Source organism: Streptococcus infantarius subsp. infantarius ATCC BAA-102 (assembly GCF_000154985.1).
GTDB classification, from domain to species: Bacteria; Bacillota; Bacilli; order Lactobacillales; family Streptococcaceae; genus Streptococcus; species Streptococcus infantarius.
The window spans coordinates 101,806-116,542 of the sequence record NZ_DS572689.1 but is presented as its reverse complement, the minus strand read 5'-3'; the positions used below and the strand labels follow the sequence as shown (position 1 = coordinate 116,542).

Annotated in this window: 19 protein-coding genes and 2 pseudogenes; 17 read left to right on the top strand and 4 right to left on the bottom strand. The window is 37.5% G+C overall.

Annotated elements, in window-relative coordinates:
* Nucleotides 1–9: 9 nt before the first annotated feature.
* The 6 genes from STRINF_RS03970 (at nucleotide 10) to STRINF_RS03945 (ending at nucleotide 3,897) form a co-directional block, all read left to right on the top strand.
* The gene (locus STRINF_RS03970; RefSeq protein ID WP_006531743.1) at nucleotides 10–966 is read left to right on the top strand and encodes a class I SAM-dependent methyltransferase; all 957 of its coding nucleotides are present in this window, start codon (nucleotides 10–12) and stop codon (nucleotides 964–966) included.
* A gap of 53 nt (nucleotides 967–1,019) precedes the next feature.
* Entirely contained in the window at nucleotides 1,020–2,219 is a 1,200-nt protein-coding gene (locus STRINF_RS03965; RefSeq protein WP_006531742.1) for an acetate kinase, read from the top strand.
* A 158-nt stretch (nucleotides 2,220–2,377) separates the two neighbouring features.
* Nucleotides 2,378–2,575: a helix-turn-helix transcriptional regulator gene (locus STRINF_RS03960; protein ID WP_006531741.1), complete on the top strand. Its 198-nt coding sequence runs from the start codon at nucleotides 2,378–2,380 to the stop codon at nucleotides 2,573–2,575.
* A gap of 15 nt (nucleotides 2,576–2,590) precedes the next feature.
* The gene (locus STRINF_RS03955; protein WP_006531740.1) at nucleotides 2,591–2,791 is read left to right on the top strand and encodes a hypothetical protein; all 201 of its coding nucleotides are present in this window, start codon (nucleotides 2,591–2,593) and stop codon (nucleotides 2,789–2,791) included.
* Nucleotides 2,792–3,247, top strand: coding sequence for a hypothetical protein (locus STRINF_RS03950; RefSeq protein WP_006531739.1), 456 nt, complete (start codon nucleotides 2,792–2,794; stop codon nucleotides 3,245–3,247).
* A 14-nt stretch (nucleotides 3,248–3,261) separates the two neighbouring features.
* Nucleotides 3,262–3,897 (top strand): CPBP family intramembrane glutamic endopeptidase, encoded by a 636-nt coding sequence (locus STRINF_RS03945; RefSeq protein WP_014334210.1) that lies wholly within the window; start codon nucleotides 3,262–3,264, stop codon nucleotides 3,895–3,897.
* A gap of 34 nt (nucleotides 3,898–3,931) precedes the next feature.
* On the opposite strand, the gene proC is transcribed toward STRINF_RS03945, so the two are convergent.
* Entirely contained in the window at nucleotides 3,932–4,702 is a 771-nt protein-coding gene (gene proC, locus STRINF_RS03940; protein ID WP_006531737.1) for a pyrroline-5-carboxylate reductase, read from the bottom strand.
* Nucleotides 4,703–4,763: 61 nt separating this feature from the next.
* On the bottom strand, nucleotides 4,764–5,831 hold the full coding sequence (gene pepA / locus STRINF_RS03935; RefSeq protein ID WP_006531736.1) for a glutamyl aminopeptidase: 1,068 nt from the start codon (nucleotides 5,829–5,831) through the stop codon (nucleotides 4,764–4,766).
* 117 nt (nucleotides 5,832–5,948) lie between these two features.
* Here pepA and STRINF_RS03930 point away from each other — a divergent pair, with 117 nt between their 5' ends.
* From STRINF_RS03930 to ytpR, 3 genes are read left to right on the top strand one after another with little or no spacing between them, the layout of a single operon-like run.
* Nucleotides 5,949–6,242, top strand: a complete 294-nt coding sequence (locus STRINF_RS03930; RefSeq protein WP_043878321.1) for a DUF4651 domain-containing protein — start codon at nucleotides 5,949–5,951, stop codon at nucleotides 6,240–6,242.
* A complete protein-coding gene (locus tag STRINF_RS03925) occupies nucleotides 6,235–6,552 on the top strand; it encodes a thioredoxin family protein (protein ID WP_006531734.1) in 318 nt (105 codons plus the stop codon). Before STRINF_RS03930 ends, STRINF_RS03925 begins: the two co-directional genes overlap by 8 nt.
* An 8-nt stretch (nucleotides 6,553–6,560) precedes the next feature.
* Nucleotides 6,561–7,187: a YtpR family tRNA-binding protein gene (gene ytpR / locus STRINF_RS03920; protein WP_006531733.1), complete on the top strand. Its 627-nt coding sequence runs from the start codon at nucleotides 6,561–6,563 to the stop codon at nucleotides 7,185–7,187.
* Nucleotides 7,188–7,223: 36 nt separating this feature from the next.
* Here ytpR and STRINF_RS03915 read toward each other — a convergent pair whose 3' ends face one another.
* Nucleotides 7,224–7,940, bottom strand: a complete 717-nt coding sequence (locus STRINF_RS03915; protein WP_006531732.1) for a class I SAM-dependent methyltransferase — start codon at nucleotides 7,938–7,940, stop codon at nucleotides 7,224–7,226.
* Nucleotides 7,941–8,050: 110 nt separating this feature from the next.
* On the opposite strand from STRINF_RS03915, the gene STRINF_RS03910 reads away from it, so the two are divergent.
* From STRINF_RS03910 to STRINF_RS10125, 6 genes and pseudogenes are all read left to right on the top strand, one after another.
* Nucleotides 8,051–8,446 carry a single-stranded DNA-binding protein gene (locus STRINF_RS03910; RefSeq protein ID WP_006531731.1) on the top strand — a complete coding sequence of 132 codons (396 nt, stop codon included), beginning with the start codon at nucleotides 8,051–8,053 and terminating at the stop codon, nucleotides 8,444–8,446.
* Nucleotides 8,447–8,595: 149 nt separating this feature from the next.
* Nucleotides 8,596–9,639, top strand: coding sequence for a YeeE/YedE family protein (locus STRINF_RS03905; protein ID WP_006531730.1), 1,044 nt, complete (start codon nucleotides 8,596–8,598; stop codon nucleotides 9,637–9,639).
* A gap of 2 nt (nucleotides 9,640–9,641) precedes the next feature.
* A complete protein-coding gene (locus STRINF_RS03900) occupies nucleotides 9,642–9,869 on the top strand; it encodes a sulfurtransferase TusA family protein (RefSeq protein WP_006531729.1) in 228 nt (75 codons plus the stop codon).
* A gap of 128 nt (nucleotides 9,870–9,997) precedes the next feature.
* Entirely contained in the window at nucleotides 9,998–10,804 is an 807-nt protein-coding gene (locus STRINF_RS03895; RefSeq protein WP_006531728.1) for a Cof-type HAD-IIB family hydrolase, read from the top strand.
* Nucleotides 10,805–10,984: 180 nt separating this feature from the next.
* Nucleotides 10,985–11,844, top strand: a pseudogene (locus tag STRINF_RS03890) (substrate-binding domain-containing protein); the annotation flags it as partial.
* A gap of 68 nt (nucleotides 11,845–11,912) precedes the next feature.
* Nucleotides 11,913–12,032, top strand: a complete 120-nt coding sequence (locus STRINF_RS10125) for an IS6 family transposase (protein ID WP_006531725.1) — start codon at nucleotides 11,913–11,915, stop codon at nucleotides 12,030–12,032.
* An 82-nt stretch (nucleotides 12,033–12,114) separates the two neighbouring features.
* Here the strand turns inward: STRINF_RS10125 and STRINF_RS03880 are convergent, their stop codons facing one another.
* Nucleotides 12,115–13,413, bottom strand: coding sequence for a polysaccharide deacetylase family protein (locus STRINF_RS03880; RefSeq protein ID WP_006531724.1), 1,299 nt, complete (start codon nucleotides 13,411–13,413; stop codon nucleotides 12,115–12,117).
* Nucleotides 13,414–13,581: 168 nt separating this feature from the next.
* Here STRINF_RS03880 and STRINF_RS03875 point away from each other — a divergent pair.
* Together STRINF_RS03875 and STRINF_RS03870 are read left to right on the top strand one after the other, a co-directional pair.
* Nucleotides 13,582–14,262, top strand: a pseudogene (locus STRINF_RS03875) (IS6 family transposase).
* A gap of 93 nt (nucleotides 14,263–14,355) precedes the next feature.
* Nucleotides 14,356–14,595, top strand: a complete 240-nt coding sequence (locus tag STRINF_RS03870; RefSeq protein WP_006531722.1) for a hypothetical protein — start codon at nucleotides 14,356–14,358, stop codon at nucleotides 14,593–14,595.
* Nucleotides 14,596–14,737: the final 142 nt, after the last annotated feature.

Genomic DNA, 14,737 nt, shown 5'->3' with positions numbered 1-14,737 from the left:
GAGGGGAAGATGAATTTTGAAAAAATCGAAACAGCTTATGGGCTGATTCTAGAAAATATACAGTTAATCGAAAATGAGTTGAAAACACACATTTACGATGCACTTATTGAACAAAACTCTTTTTATCTTGGTGCTGAAGGTGCCAATGAGACAGTAGCTGCCAATAATGAAAAATTACGCCAACTTGATTTAACTAAAGAAGAATGGCGTCGTGCTTTTCAGTTTATTTTCATTAAAGCTGCTCAAACAGAAGCACTTCAGGCAAACCACCAATTTACACCTGATGCTATTGGCTTTATCTTAATGTTCCTTATTGAGAATTTGACAGCCTCAAAAGAACTTGATGTTTTAGAAATCGGTAGCGGAACAGGTAACCTTGCACAAACCTTGCTTAATAATTCATCTAAAGACTTGAATTACCTTGGAATTGAAGTTGATGATTTGTTGATTGACTTGTCAGCAAGTATTGCCGAAGTGATGGATTCTAAAGCTCAGTTCATTCAAGAAGATGCTGTGCGCCCACAGATTCTTAAGGAAAGTGACGTCATCATCAGTGACCTTCCAGTCGGCTTCTATCCAAATGATGAGATTGCAAAACGCTACAAAGTAGCAAGTAGTGATGAACACACTTATGCGCATCATTTATTGATGGAACAATCTCTCAAATATCTCAAAAAAGATGGTATTGCTGTCTTTTTAGCACCGGTTAGTCTTTTGACTAGTAAACAAAGTGATTTGTTAAAGGCATGGTTGAAGGATTACGCTGATGTTATTGCGGTGATTACTTTACCAGAATCTATTTTCGGCAATGCGGCCAATGCTAAGTCAATTTTTGTCTTGAAGAAACAGGCTGAACATACTCCAGAAACATTTGTTTACCCGCTTGCTGACTTGCAAAGTCGCGAAGCTTTAACAGATTTTATTGAGAAATTTAAAAAATGGAATGTTGAAAATATGATTTTTTAAAATAGTTGTGCTAAAATAGAGATATATTATGAAAGCGCTTTAGAGGTAAATTTATGGCGAAAACTATTTCTATTAATGCAGGAAGTTCAAGTCTCAAATGGCAGCTGTATAAGATGCCTGAGGAAGAAGTTATTGCAAAAGGTTTAATCGAACGTATTGGCCTTTCAAACAGTGTTTCTACAGTGAAATTTAATGGTCAGAAGTATTCGGAAACGAAAGACATTCCAGACCATACAGCTGCTGTAAAAATCCTTCTTGATGACTTGATTTCGATGGACATTATTGCTAGTTATGATGAAATAACTGGTGTTGGTCACCGCGTGGTGGCTGGGGGTGATTATTTCAAAGAATCTGCCCTGGTAACCGATAAGGTGATTCAACAGGTTGAAGAATTGTCAATGCTAGCACCGCTTCATAATCCTGGAGCAGCTCTTGGGATTAAAGCGTTCAAGGAAATATTGCCTGATATTACGAGCGTTGTTGTTTTTGATACTGCCTTCCATATGACAATGCCTGAAGTAGCTTACCGTTATCCTATTGCTAATCGTTATTACACTGATTATAAGATTCGTAAATACGGAGCACACGGTACAAGTCATCAGTACGTTGCCCAAGAGGCAGCTAAGGTTTTAGGCAAACCTTTAGAAGACTTGAAATTGATTACTTGTCATATTGGTAATGGAGTCTCTATTACAGCCATTAAAGGTGGTAAATCTGTTGATACTTCAATGGGATTAACTCCACTTGGTGGTACAATGATGGGAACACGTTCAGGAAGTATTGATCCAGGTGTCATTACTTATCTTCTAGAATGTGAGCCAGCGATGGATGATCCTAAAAAAATTCGTACCATCTTGAATCGTGATTCAGGTTTACTTGGTATTTCGGAAAAATCAAGTGACATGCGTGATATTCTAGCAGGAAAAGCAGAAGGTGATGAAAAATGCCAACTTGCTTACGATATGTATGTTGATCGCTTGAGAAAATATATTGGACAATACTTCGCCGTTTTAAACGGTGCCGATGCTATTGTCTTCACCGCTGGTATCGGTGAAAATTCTAGTGATGTTCGTGCGGATGTCATTTCTGGAATGACTTGGTTTGGTGTCGATGTTGACCCAGCTAAGAATGTTTCAGGTGCTTATGGTGTGATTTCAACAGATCAAGCTCGCGTAAAAGCAGTTGTTATTCCAACGGATGAAGAACTTGTGATTGCGCGTGATGTTGAACGTTTCAAACACCCTACTAATTAGTTATCAAAATATTATGATAAGACCAGAAAAGCTGACCTACGGGTCAGCTTTTTTGATGTTTTTATAAAAAAGTAAAATAAACTTGACACAAAATGTAAAGTGTACTATACTTTAAATGTAAAGTTAACTTTACCAATGATAAGTCGTTGGAGGGATAAATGGAAACAAGAATTCAAGAACTCCGAAAAGCAAATAAAGTTAGCCAAGCTGAGCTTGCTGAGGCACTTGGAGTTACAAGACAAACCATTATTTCCTTAGAAAAAGGACGCTATAATGCTTCTTTAGAATTAGCGCATAAAATTGCCGAATATTTTGGTATGACAATTGAGGAAATCTTTATTTTTGATGAAGCGTAAAGAGGAGATGTAGAAATGGAAAAGATTAGAGCTATAGTTGATAGGCAAGAAAGTAGAAAAGAAACTGGAATGTTCTTGTTATTTTTAGGAGAAAGTTTATTTGTTTTTAGCTACTTCATGAAGATGAGCGATTTTCTTCATGGTATGGGGCTTGGTATGAGTATGATATTAAATTTACTTGCAGTGATTTTTCTATCAGCAAAGGGAGAGGAGTAAATGATGTTATTAAAAGCTGTTGCTAGCTGGAATCGTAAGAAGAGTTTGGAAGAGTATCGCCGATATTTACTAAGACTTTCCTACTTTATCTTAGCTTTGGCTGGTCTTAGTTTGGTGTTAGCTAGTTTGATAAGAGACAATGATTTTGCGTCAGGATTACTGCTTGGTGGTGGTAGCGCTGGTCTTGTTTTTGCTATTTACTATTGGCTGCTTTCTCGTCAGCCAAAACGTTTGAAGGCTGCTTACATTGCTCTTTATGATGAACGTAATCAGTATATTTTGCGAGTGACTGCTGTATCAACTTTGATTTTTATGTTTCTTGTAAATGTGATGTTGATTGCTTTGTATGCTTTCCTAGGCATTGCCTTTTCTTATGTTATTTTACTGATGATTTGGTTGTATTGTTTGCTTCTAGGATTTTTAGGCTTACGAATTATTTTTTCAAAGATTTTATAATGGGGGAGATTCTTATGAAAAAATTGGTATCATTTTTTAAATATTTGGGGCTAGCAGTAGGTGTGATTTTCTTGGAACAATTACCTATTGCTTTTCTAAGAAAAAATCAGCCTTTTTGGCAAACTTTTATGTTGATCCTAGCTTTTTTAGTGGTGACTTTAGTAACGGTTTTGATTGCTAAGCGTTTAGGCTTTTTAAATCATGCTAGTCAGTTGTTGACGGGAGATGCTTGGAAGAGTATTTTTATGGGATTTTTAGTTATGGTTCCTGTGAGAATGCTTGGAGGCATTACTTTAGTTTTGGAGCATGGTACAAAGGCAAATACGCTGAATCAATCAGTTATTGAAAATCTTGGCATGTCACCAGCTTTGCTTTTTGTGATGACAGTTGTAGCAGCTCCGATTGTTGAAGAATTTGTTTTTCGTGGATTGATTGTCAAACAAGCCTTCCAATTTTCGAAACTGGGTATTTTTGTTAGCAGTTTTCTTTTTGGGGCAATTCATATGCCGACAGATTTGGGAAGTTGGATTCTTTACGGTGGTATGGGATTAGTGCTGGCGATGATTTATCGAAAAACACAAAAACTAGAGTTCTCTATTGCTGTTCATGCTCTGAATAATTTTCTAGGTGTTCTAAGTATGATTTTATAAACAAAGCGACTGAATTCAGTCGCTTTTTAGTGTATTACAAGGTTTTTGCTTTTGCAATTGTCGCATCAATACTTGAAACAACGCTTGCGGTTAAACCAGTTTTTTCAAGGTCTAGAAGGCCTGCAATGGTTGTTCCACCAGGACTTGAAATTTTATCAATCAAATCGTGTGGACTGTCAGAGCCTTGAAGAAGATTTTCAGCACTAGCAAGGACTGTTTGTGTCACGATGTCTAGTGATTTTTCCTTTGGAATACCGTATTTAACGCCAGCTTTGGCAAGTGCCTCGATAAAGAGGTAAATGTAAGCTGGGCTTGATCCAGCAAGGGCTGTAAAGGTATCAAAATCTTTTTCAGGGATATCAAAGGTTGAACCAAAACTGTCAGTGATTTCTTTGGCAGTTGCTAGAAGTTCAGCAGAGACTTTGTCATTTGTACAAATAGCAGTCGTACTTTTCAAGATTTGTGCATTAAGGTTTGGCATAATGCGGATTAAGGGAAGGTTTGGATCTGTCAATTTGCCAAGGCGTTCAAGGGTGACACCAGCTGCCATTGAAAGAATGGGTTGGTGAAAGTGAAGTCCAGCAAGGACAGGTTCAAACATTTGAGGCTTGATGCCAAGGACAACCAAATCAGATTGGTCGATGAGTTCTTGGTGTGAAAGAGCTGCTTCAACTTCAAGTTGCTCTGCAATTTCGCGTGAGCGAGAAAGTGAAGAACCTGAAATGATGATATCGTGTGATGTTGCATTAAGTCCATTGATAATGGCAGTTGCCATTTTTCCGACTCCGATAAATCCGATTTTCATAGTAAGACAAAGGGGAAAGTACAAGAGAAATGTTTAATGACCTGAGTCCCCTAGCTCCTTTCTAGTATTTTTTGATGAGGTCAACAGTTGAGCGGTCTAGTTTTTTAACGATAGCTTGAATGAAAGCTTGGGCTTGCAAGAAGTCATCCATAGCATAAAGGCTTTGATGTGAGTGAATGTAACGCGCACAAACACCGATAGTTGTTGATGGAATACCACCGTTTTTGAGGTGAGCAGCACCAGCGTCTGTACCACCTTTGGCGGCATAGTATTGGTATTTGATACCAGCTTCTTCTGCAGTTGTGAGCAAGAAGTCACGCATATCTTTCAACATCACGTGTCCTGGATCGTAGAAACGGAAAAGTGTTCCGTCGCCAATTTTACCTTGGTTGCCATAAATGTCACCAGCTGGTGAGCAGTCAACAGCAAAGAAGAGTTCTGGTTGGAATTTTGTAGCAGAAACATGCGCTCCGCGAAGACCAACTTCTTCTTGAACGTTAGCACCAGCGATAAGGGTGTTATCAAGTTTTTGACCTTTAAGGCTTTCAAGCAATTCTGTCACCATAAGCACACCAAAGCGATTGTCCCAAGCTTTTGAGATAACATTTTTTTGGTTGGCTGTAAGGATTGTTTCAGATTTTGGCACGATAATATCGCCAGGAAGGATACCAAATGTTTCGGCTTCAGCTTTGTCTGTAAATCCTGCATCAAAAATGATGTCATCGATTTTTGGAAGAGTAGCAGAGCCATTTGCTCCGCGAAGGAAATGTGGTGGGACTGAGCCAGAAACAACAGGAATGGCAGAACCATCACGTGTGTAAAGAGTGAAGCGTTGTGAACTTAGAACTAGTGGATTCCAGCCACCGATGCCAACAGCACGCAATGTCCCGTCAGCTTTGATATCGCTGACCATGAAACCAACTTCATCCATGTGAGCAGCAACCATGATGTGTGGGGCGTTTTCAGCGTCAGAGTGTTTGATACCGAAAATACCACCAAGTCCATCAGTTTGCACCTCATCAACAAGTGGAGTGATTTTTGAGCGAAGATAGTCACGAACGCTGTGTTCGTATCCAGCGATACTATCAAGTTCAGTGACTTCTTTTATTTTTGAAAATAAATCTGACATAAAAACCTCGATTCTATGGTTTCTATTTTACCACGTTTTCTGACAATTTTTAGATTGAAATAACATTAAATATTTGGACCTTGGTATTATGTGCTGAAATATGCTAAAATAAAGCGTATGAGAAACAAAAAAAGAAGCTTACTGCCAAGTCTTGGTTTAGTGGGAGTCGGTGGTGTCATCGCTTTGGGAGCAATCTTAAAGAAGAAACACGAAGAAAAGCGACAAGAACAGATTAAAGATACCATTCGTGAATATTTCAGCCGATTTGGTAGCATTTCGGTGCTTTATTTGAATGTTTATGAATCTGATGAGGAAAAAACGACTGGAGGTCTCGTTTTAGAGGACGGCCGCGCTTTCCAATTTATTTACCAAAATGGTGAGATTAGCTACGAGGAGGAGAAAAATGATTAGTCCAAAATCCTATGAAGAAATGGCTACCTACCTAGAAAATGATGGCAAAGTAGTTTTCTTTTTTACGGCAAATTGGTGCCCAGACTGCCAATTTATTTACCCAGTAATGCCAGAAATTGAAGTGGAAAATCCAGAATTTACCTTTGTTCGTGTTGACCGTGATGATTTCATGGAAGTCGCTCAACGTTGGAACATCTTTGGCATTCCAAGTTTTGTGGTAACAGAAAATGGGAAAGAAATTGGCCGTTTAGTTAATAAATTACGCAAAACCAAAGCAGAAATTAACAGCTTTTTAGCTGGATTGAAATAGGAGAGAAAATGATTTTTACGTACAACAAAGAACACGTCGGTGATGTCCTTATGGTGATTGTCAAAGATATCAAAGGTGCTAAACTTGACTACGAACGTAAAGGTAACGTATCACGTGTTTTCCTTGAAAAAAATGGTGAAATAGTCGCTTGGAATATTTTTGAAGTATCAAGTCTAATTGCAATTGACGGTGTTGGACAAGTGACTTTGTCTGATGAAGATGTTGCTAAGCTTAACGCTGAATTGACAAAAGAAGGATTTAGCGAACAATTGGAAAATGACCCATCACCAAAATTTGTTGTTGGTCAAATCAAAGAAATGGTTGCTCACCCAGATAGTGACCACTTGAACATTTGCCAAGTGCAAATCTCAGATGACAAAACTGTTCAAATCGTTGCAGGTGCGCCAAATGCTGCGGTTGGTTTGAAAACAATCGTTGCTCTTCCAGGAGCTATGATGCCAAACGGAAGCCTCATCTTCCCAGGTGCCCTTCGTGGTGAAAAGAGCTTTGGTATGATGTGCTCACCTCGTGAATTAGCTCTTCCGAATGCTCCACAAAAACGTGGTATCATTGAACTTGATGACACAGCTGTTGTCGGTGAAGCCTTTAATCCAGCAAAACACTGGAAAGGATAACATAATAAAAAACGAGTTAGAATAATCTAGCTCGTTTTAGTTTTTTCGTAAAGTAAGGTGTTGTAGAAAAGCGATGTCTTTATAGGGCTTTTGATTAGCGACAGCTAATTCCATTTTTGTTAAACGTTCTAGCCAACCATCCTCAGTTTTGAATTCATTTGGCTGAAGGGCATAAAATGTGCGCAGACTTTGGTAATTTTCAAGAGTCAAGTTAGTTTTGTTGGTAAGCTCTTCAATACTGTAAGTTTCCCCACGTCCGAATGATGAACTATTGTAACTGTCTTTCCCATCTAAGAGATAAAGTGCATCTTCAATATTATTGTTAAAAATGACTTGATGTAAGACTTTTCCAGTAAGATTGTGTTTAATTAAGGAAAGTTCACCATGTGGTTTTAAGAGGCGTTCAAATTCATTAAGGTATTTTTGATGTTGAGATTTGTCGATGTATTCAAAGACATTGTGACAAACGATGATATCAAAAGATGAATCAGGTAATTCTTTTAAAGCATCTAGACTACCATTGATTTTAGTGAAGGTCTGTGTGCCATCTGCAAAAAGCATATCAGCATTTGGCTCAATCGCAGTAACGGTATTATTTTGTGATAAATATTCTGAGGTTGTTCCAAAACCAGCACCAAAATCAAGGACTTGTTTATCTTTGATGTGGCTTAGTTGTGCAAAAATCAAACGGTACATGATTTTTCCCCAAGGCTGATTCAGCATTTCTTTGTAGGCATTGATGTTGACTGTCATAGAATCTCCTAGCTTGTAAAATATATTTTATTTTAACAGAATATTTTGAAAAATTCTTTTTTAAAGTGGATTACCAAATTTTTTTCGAATAATAAGATAGGAGGTAATTGATGTATAATAAAGTTATTATGATTGGGCGTTTGACAGTGCAGCCTGAATTGGTGACAACGCCAACCGAAAAATCTGTTACACGTGTAACACTAGCCGTTAACCGTCGTTTTAAATCACAAAATGGTGAGCGTGAAGCGGATTTTATTTCGCTTGTGGTTTGGGGGCGTTTAGCAGAAACGCTCGTTTCTTATGCTGGAAAAGGGAGTTTGATTTCTGTTGATGGAGAGCTTCGTACGCGTAAATACGAAAAAGATGGTCACACCAATTATGTGACAGAAGTGCTCTGCCATTCTTTCCAACTTTTAGAAAGCCGTGCCCAACGTGCCATGCGAGAAAATAATGTGGCAAACGACCTCGCTGACTTAGTTTTAGAAGAGGAAGAATTGCCGTTTTAACCAACCCAAGCTCGAGTTATTTTTTGACTTGGGCTTTTTTTGTTATTTAGTGAGATAAATTTTTCTTATATTTGGTCATAAGAAAAATAGATTAGGCAATTACATTGAAACATGTTAATCTAATCGTATCATTAATTCGGAGGTAATAAATGCTTTTAAAAATAATTTCAGGTGGTCTTGTAGGTATTGCCTTTGGGTTTGTCTTGCAACGTACACGGTTCTGTATGACAGGTGGCTTTAGAGATATGTATATTGCCAAAAATAATACTTTATTCTACGCGTTTTTAATAGCAATCACGGTAGAAAGCGTTGGTGTTCTTAGTCTAATTAAGTTGGGAATTGTTTCCTCTCCTTATGAGGATTACTCAGTGCTGGGGGCGATTATAGGATCTTATTTGTTTGGGATTGGTATTGTGTTAGCAGGTGGTTGTGCTACAGGAACTTGGTATCGTGCAGCTGAAGGATTAATAGGTAGTTGGGTGGCCTTATTTTTCTATATGTTAAGTGCAGCAAGTATGAAGTACGGTGCTTTACAATTTTTAAATCAAGCAATTTCCAAATACTGGGTAGTTAACGATAATTTAGCAGGGCAATTAGGTATTTCGGTGTGGTATTTTGTTTTACTTTTAGTCATTGTAACAATACTTTTAGTAATCAGAGAATTAAATAAACCTAAAAAAATTGTTGCTACTCTTGCTCCCAAATATAAAGGAATTCGACATTTGCTTTTTGAAAAGCAATATCATAAGTTTTGGGCTGGATTCGTCATTGGTTTGATTGCTCTTATAGCATGGCCAGCAAGTGAGTTTGCTGGACGTACAGGTGGTTTGGGTATTACAACACCTTCTGCTAATCTTATTAGTTATGTTGCGACTAGTGATATTAATTTACTTAATTGGGGAGTCTTTCTTGTTTTGGGAATATTCCTAGGATCTTATATTGCTGCTCGAGGTGCTGGAGAATTCCGATGGCGTCTTCCTGATATAAAAACTATTAGGAAGAGCACTGTTGGTGGTATTCTTATGGGAATAGGTGCTTCTTGGGCAGGGGGATGTACGATTGGAAATGGTTTAACAGCGACAGCGGTCATCTCTAGCAAAGGTTGGATTGCTTTGCCCTTAACTATTCTTGGAGTATGGACTGCATCTTATTTTATATTTGTTAAGCCAAATCAATATTTGAAAGGAGAGTAGTTATGGCTGTGGTAGAACTTGAAACGGGTGGATTAGTGTGTCCTTTTCCATTGATTGATGCTAAAAACAAGATGAAAGAATTATCAATTGGTGATGAACTTCTTATTAAATTTGATTGTACACAAGCAACGGAGAGTATTCCAAATTGGTCAGCAGAGAATAGCTACCCTGTTACGCGTTTTGAACAAGTTGGTCAAGCTTCATGGGAGATTGTTGTTCAAAAACAGTAACTAACCTTTTAACCAACCCAAGTTCGAGTTAGTTTTTGACTTGGGCTTTTTTTGTTATTATCAGGAAATAGTTTTTGAAACCCTTTTCAAAAAATGCTATACTGAGAGAAAATAGGAGGAAAAGTACAATGGTAAAAATAATTTTTAGTGATATTGACGGCACTCTTATTAATCATGCCTTGAAAGTGACGCCTAGGACACGCCGAGCTCTTCGTCATGCTGCTGATACTGGTATTTTATTTGTTCCAGTTTCGGCGCGTATGCCAGAGGCGATTAAGCCAATTTTGAAAGATTTTTTACCTGATGTACCCATGATTTCCTATAATGGTGCCCTCACCCAAGATGAACAAGGGCAAGTGATTGATAGCTGTCCGATGAGTCCACAAGAAGCGCAAGCGATTTGTCAGTATTTAGAAAAAGAAGTTTTTGACGTTGCTTGGAATGTTTACAGCAGTGAAAAGTGGTTGTCACAAAACCTTGCTAATCGTTGGATTTCACGTGAAGAGCGCGTGGTGGGCTTAGCCTCTAAGGAAGCGAACTTGGAACAAATCGGTCGATTGCCAGAAGTTCATAAAATCTTGTTAATGGGTGAACCAGAACGCATGGAAGCTTTGGAAAATAAGCTAAATAGTCTCTATTCAGATTTGTCAGTTGCAAGGTCGCTGCCTTATTATATTGAAATTATGGCAAGTGGGATTCATAAAGGAAGGGCAGTCCAGACTTTGGCGCAGCATTACGAGGTTGATATGGCAGACACGCTTGCTTTTTGTGACAATTTTAACGATTTAGACATGCTAGAGGCAGTAGGTGAAGCTTATGTTATGGCAAATGCGTCTCAAGAAGTCAAGGAGCGTGTTGGACACGTAACAGCCAGTCACAATCATGACGGTATTGCCTTAGTTCTGGAAAAACTTGGCATAAGTAGTTTCGAATAATAGAGTATAAAAAACACCTGCGGGTGTTTTTAAAATTCGTTAGATAGAATGAGGGGCTATCTCTGACTGAATTGTCTGTACAATTTAAACGTGTTATAATTAAGGCAAATATAGCTATCAGTGGTCTCTTGGTTTTAGTGAAAAGGTATGAGATAAAAAAAACGGAAATATGTTGGTGTTTTGATAAGTGCTTTTATTGGGGTTCTTGCCATTGTTGGGGTTTATTGGAACTATAAAATGGTTCCTTCAAATGAAAATCAGGTTAAGATTGGTGCAACCTACATGACCATGAACAATGATTTTTACAAGGTATTAAACAATGAAGTTGAAAAAATCGTTGAGGAAAATAATGATATTTTGTACACCAGAGCCCCTGCTTTGGACGTTGATAAACAAACGCAACAGGTTGAATCGTTTATTGAAAAGGGTGTTAATATCATTATCATCAATCCTGTTGATGCAAACAGTCAAAAATTAATAAAAGCTTTGAAGAAAGCGAAAAAAGCTGGGATAAAAATTGTTGTTGTCGATAGTCAACTATCAGATGATTCTTCAGTAGATACGAGACGATTGTATCGGATAATTATCAAGCTGGTGTTTTATGCGCTCAAAATTTAATGCAGACGCAATCAAGTGCCAAAATTTTGTTATTGGAACATCAAAATGCAGTATCAGCAGTAGATCGTATCAATGGATTTTTAGATACGATTAAAGGACATGATGCCTATCAAGTGGTAGACCGTAAGGATTGTTTGGGTCAGACAGAACTCTCAATGCCGCAAGTTGAATCAGTGATTAATTCGGCGGAATCTTTTGATACGGTGATGGCACTTAATGACCAAGTGGCTATTGTTGCCCTAGCGGCGATTGAAAATATGGGCTTGACGGATACGGTGAAAATTTACGGTGTCGATGGTTCGCCAGATATGAAAATTCTTTTGGCAACAACATCATCAATTCAGGCAACCATAGCTCAATCACCGATAACGATTGGCGAAAAGGCGATTCAAGCAGGTTATCAGCTGGACAAAGGAAAAAAGGGTTCTGTTGCAAAGTTTTAAATCTACTATCAAATAAGGTAGAATAATAGAAAAAGATAGCAGGAGGAATGACGATGAATCATTTTAAAGGAAAGCAATTTCAGCAGGATGTGATTATTGTAGCCGTGGGCTACTATCTTCGTTATAACCTTATCCACGGTGTTCAAGAAGCAACTCCTCAGCAATAAGCGCTAGATTTCCAAAATATGAGAAACTATTTTAGAAATCTAGTTCTTATTTGCTCGGAGCTGGACGCTTCTTTCACAACCTCTATCCTCGATCTTTTTGGTCATACACTTCTTTGACGTTGATAAATTGATCAAGTATTGGATTTTCTCCTTTTAGGTCAGCTTCGAAACGGATACCGTCAATATTGATTCTGGCGTTACGGTAGTAGTCAGTTCCTAGTTGTCCCCATGCAGGAGTTGAGGCATCGACATTGCAGAAGATATCAAATCCTTGTTGTTTCAAGTAAGCAAATTTTTGATTTGCTTCAGAATAAGGTTGCCAATCGCTGATGTCAGCGCCAAATGGGTAGATCAAAATATTTGTTTTGCCTAAAATAGGTGCAACTTCATTTTGCCAACGTTCATTATCTTGTTGGATATCGGCTAAAGAAGCTTGTGTCATATTCAAGTGTCCCCAAGTATGAGAAGCAAAACTCCAACCATCTTTCTTTAATTGATCAGCAACTTTTTTGGCTGCTTCGATTTCTTTGTTTGTTTTTTCGTTATCACCATATTCTGATTTTGATGTACGGTAACCTAATACACCATTATAGCCTGTTAAAGCTAATGTTCCTTTGGCGCCTTGATAAGAAAAATCGGGATGTTTTTTAATGAATGAATCGATCAATGGAACCATATCATAGTCACCAACAGTTTCCTTCTTATTGTCGATATAAATATTCTTGATTTGGTTCTGTTTATCGACAATCAACTTACTAGGAAATCCTGAATTGTCCATGTATTCATAATAGCTGACATCGTCTTGCGAAAGAATTAACGGTTTCTTTCCTTCTGGAAGAGAAACACCTGTAAAAGTCAGTTTTCCATCTGTTCCTTTTTTGACTAATCCATTTAGATTAACAAGAACATAGTTATTTTTATATAACTGATCAATGGTTTTATTGAATTCGGAAATAGTGACCATATAATCTTTATACCCTTGTGCTTGCTGGGAATGAAAAGCCTTAGCTGGATCAACAATCAGACTATGAAAGAAGACGTGTGAGATTTTGGTCGGGTCTTCCCATTTTACCAAGGATTCTTTTTCTTTTTTCAAAGTTGCTAACAATTGTTGCGCTTCTTTGGCGTCGTCTTTTTCAAGTAAGGCGATGGCTTCATCATAATGATAACTTGCAGCAAGCTGTTTTGCTTGATCAAGCTGTTTCGTCGTTTGTTTATCTTCAACAGGTTTTGAGCTGCTGCTTGAGTGTTGAGTTGTTTGACTAGTGTTTTCTAATTTATTGTTTGTTGCTCCTTGTGTAACAAAAAAGATACTTACACCTAGAATAATAACAGTGCAAACAGAAGTGACAGCCAATATGATTTTGTGTGTATGTTTCATTTTATCGTCCCCTACTACTTTTTGATTTCAAAAACCCCCGTAAGCTTTTCTTAACCTTTTGAAAAACTTCCCATAACCATTGTAACGAATATAGGGTTCGTTTGCAAAGTTTTAAATCTACTATCAAATAAGGTAGAATAATAGAAAAAGATAGCAGGAGGAATGACGATGAATCATTTTAAAGGAAAGCAATTTCAGCAGGATGTGATTATTGTAGCCGTGGGCTACTATCTTCGTTATAACCTTAGCTATCGTGAAGTTCAAGAAATCTTATATGATCGTGGCATTAACGTTTCTCATACGACGATTTATCGTTGGGTGCAAGAATATGGCAAACTACTCTATCAAATTTGGAAAAAGAAAAATAGACAGTCCTTCTATTCGTGGAAAATGGAAGAAACCTATATCAAAATTAAGGGGCGTTGGCATTATCTCTATCGAGCGATTGATGCGGACGGTTTAACCTTAGATATCTGGTTACGAAAGAAACGAGATACACAAGCCGCTTATGCTTTTTTAAAACGACTCCATAAATAATTTGGACATCCTAGAGTCATCATAACAGATAAAGCTCCCTCTATTGGATCTGCCTTTAAAAAGTTACAAAGAAACGGGTTATACACCAAAACAGAGCATCGAACAGTGAAATATCTTAACAATTTAATAGAACAAGACCATCGACCAATTAAACGACGGAATAAATTTTATCGAAGTCTACGTACTGCCTCAACCACGATTAAGGGCATGGAGACCCTTCGAAGAATATACAAAAAGAACCGAAGAAATGGAACACCCTTCGGCTTTTCAGTTTCTACTGAAATCAAAATATTAATGGGAATCCCAGCTTAAATCATAGATACCGTAAGGGATTTTATTCTTTATTTAAAACTTTGCAACAGAACCATCAGATGTTATGAAACTGAAATAGCTTATCAAAAACACATGCTTGAAAATTTAGGTCGTTGGATGACCTTATTTCTAGCAGTAACGAGTTTAGGATTTTTACTCATTTATTTCTTTAACAAACACATCATTTTGCTAATTCTCGGTTTTGTCTTAATGATTTCTGGAAGTATAGAAATGCTGTTATTTGGTTACGGCATATACCATGGCAAAAAGAATGTTGCCAAGGTTATTGATGATTTTGAAACGAAACTCCAATCTTTTAAAAAACTATTCTAAAATAGCAATACAAAAAAATTACAATACTTACTCAAACACTCAATATGAAAAAGTTTCTAGCAGATAATCTCCATGCTAGGAACTTTTTTATTGTTATTTTTTCTGAATTTTAAAAATATATTGACAAAACATCAAAATAAGG

What these genes read in the sequence shown, in the direction of transcription:
- STRINF_RS03970 (WP_006531743.1), top strand. Translation starts at nt 10, where the DNA reads ATGAATTTTGAAAAAATCGAAACAGCTTATGGGCTGATTCTAGAAAAT.
- STRINF_RS03965 (WP_006531742.1), top strand. Translation starts at nt 1,020, where the DNA reads ATGGCGAAAACTATTTCTATTAATGCAGGAAGTTCAAGTCTCAAATGG.
- STRINF_RS03960 (WP_006531741.1), top strand. Translation starts at nt 2,378, where the DNA reads ATGGAAACAAGAATTCAAGAACTCCGAAAAGCAAATAAAGTTAGCCAA.
- STRINF_RS03955 (WP_006531740.1), top strand. Translation starts at nt 2,591, where the DNA reads ATGGAAAAGATTAGAGCTATAGTTGATAGGCAAGAAAGTAGAAAAGAA.
- STRINF_RS03950 (WP_006531739.1), top strand. Translation starts at nt 2,792, where the DNA reads ATGATGTTATTAAAAGCTGTTGCTAGCTGGAATCGTAAGAAGAGTTTG.
- STRINF_RS03945 (WP_014334210.1), top strand. Translation starts at nt 3,262, where the DNA reads ATGAAAAAATTGGTATCATTTTTTAAATATTTGGGGCTAGCAGTAGGT.
- proC (WP_006531737.1), bottom strand. Translation starts at nt 4,702, where the DNA reads ATGAAAATCGGATTTATCGGAGTCGGAAAAATGGCAACTGCCATTATC.
- pepA (WP_006531736.1), bottom strand. Translation starts at nt 5,831, where the DNA reads ATGTCAGATTTATTTTCAAAAATAAAAGAAGTCACTGAACTTGATAGT.
- STRINF_RS03930 (WP_043878321.1), top strand. Translation starts at nt 5,949, where the DNA reads ATGAGAAACAAAAAAAGAAGCTTACTGCCAAGTCTTGGTTTAGTGGGA.
- STRINF_RS03925 (WP_006531734.1), top strand. Translation starts at nt 6,235, where the DNA reads ATGATTAGTCCAAAATCCTATGAAGAAATGGCTACCTACCTAGAAAAT.
- ytpR (WP_006531733.1), top strand. Translation starts at nt 6,561, where the DNA reads ATGATTTTTACGTACAACAAAGAACACGTCGGTGATGTCCTTATGGTG.
- STRINF_RS03915 (WP_006531732.1), bottom strand. Translation starts at nt 7,940, where the DNA reads ATGACAGTCAACATCAATGCCTACAAAGAAATGCTGAATCAGCCTTGG.
- STRINF_RS03910 (WP_006531731.1), top strand. Translation starts at nt 8,051, where the DNA reads ATGTATAATAAAGTTATTATGATTGGGCGTTTGACAGTGCAGCCTGAA.
- STRINF_RS03905 (WP_006531730.1), top strand. Translation starts at nt 8,596, where the DNA reads ATGCTTTTAAAAATAATTTCAGGTGGTCTTGTAGGTATTGCCTTTGGG.
- STRINF_RS03900 (WP_006531729.1), top strand. Translation starts at nt 9,642, where the DNA reads ATGGCTGTGGTAGAACTTGAAACGGGTGGATTAGTGTGTCCTTTTCCA.
- STRINF_RS03895 (WP_006531728.1), top strand. Translation starts at nt 9,998, where the DNA reads ATGGTAAAAATAATTTTTAGTGATATTGACGGCACTCTTATTAATCAT.
- STRINF_RS10125 (WP_006531725.1), top strand. Translation starts at nt 11,913, where the DNA reads ATGACGATGAATCATTTTAAAGGAAAGCAATTTCAGCAGGATGTGATT.
- STRINF_RS03880 (WP_006531724.1), bottom strand. Translation starts at nt 13,413, where the DNA reads ATGAAACATACACACAAAATCATATTGGCTGTCACTTCTGTTTGCACT.
- STRINF_RS03870 (WP_006531722.1), top strand. Translation starts at nt 14,356, where the DNA reads ATGCTTGAAAATTTAGGTCGTTGGATGACCTTATTTCTAGCAGTAACG.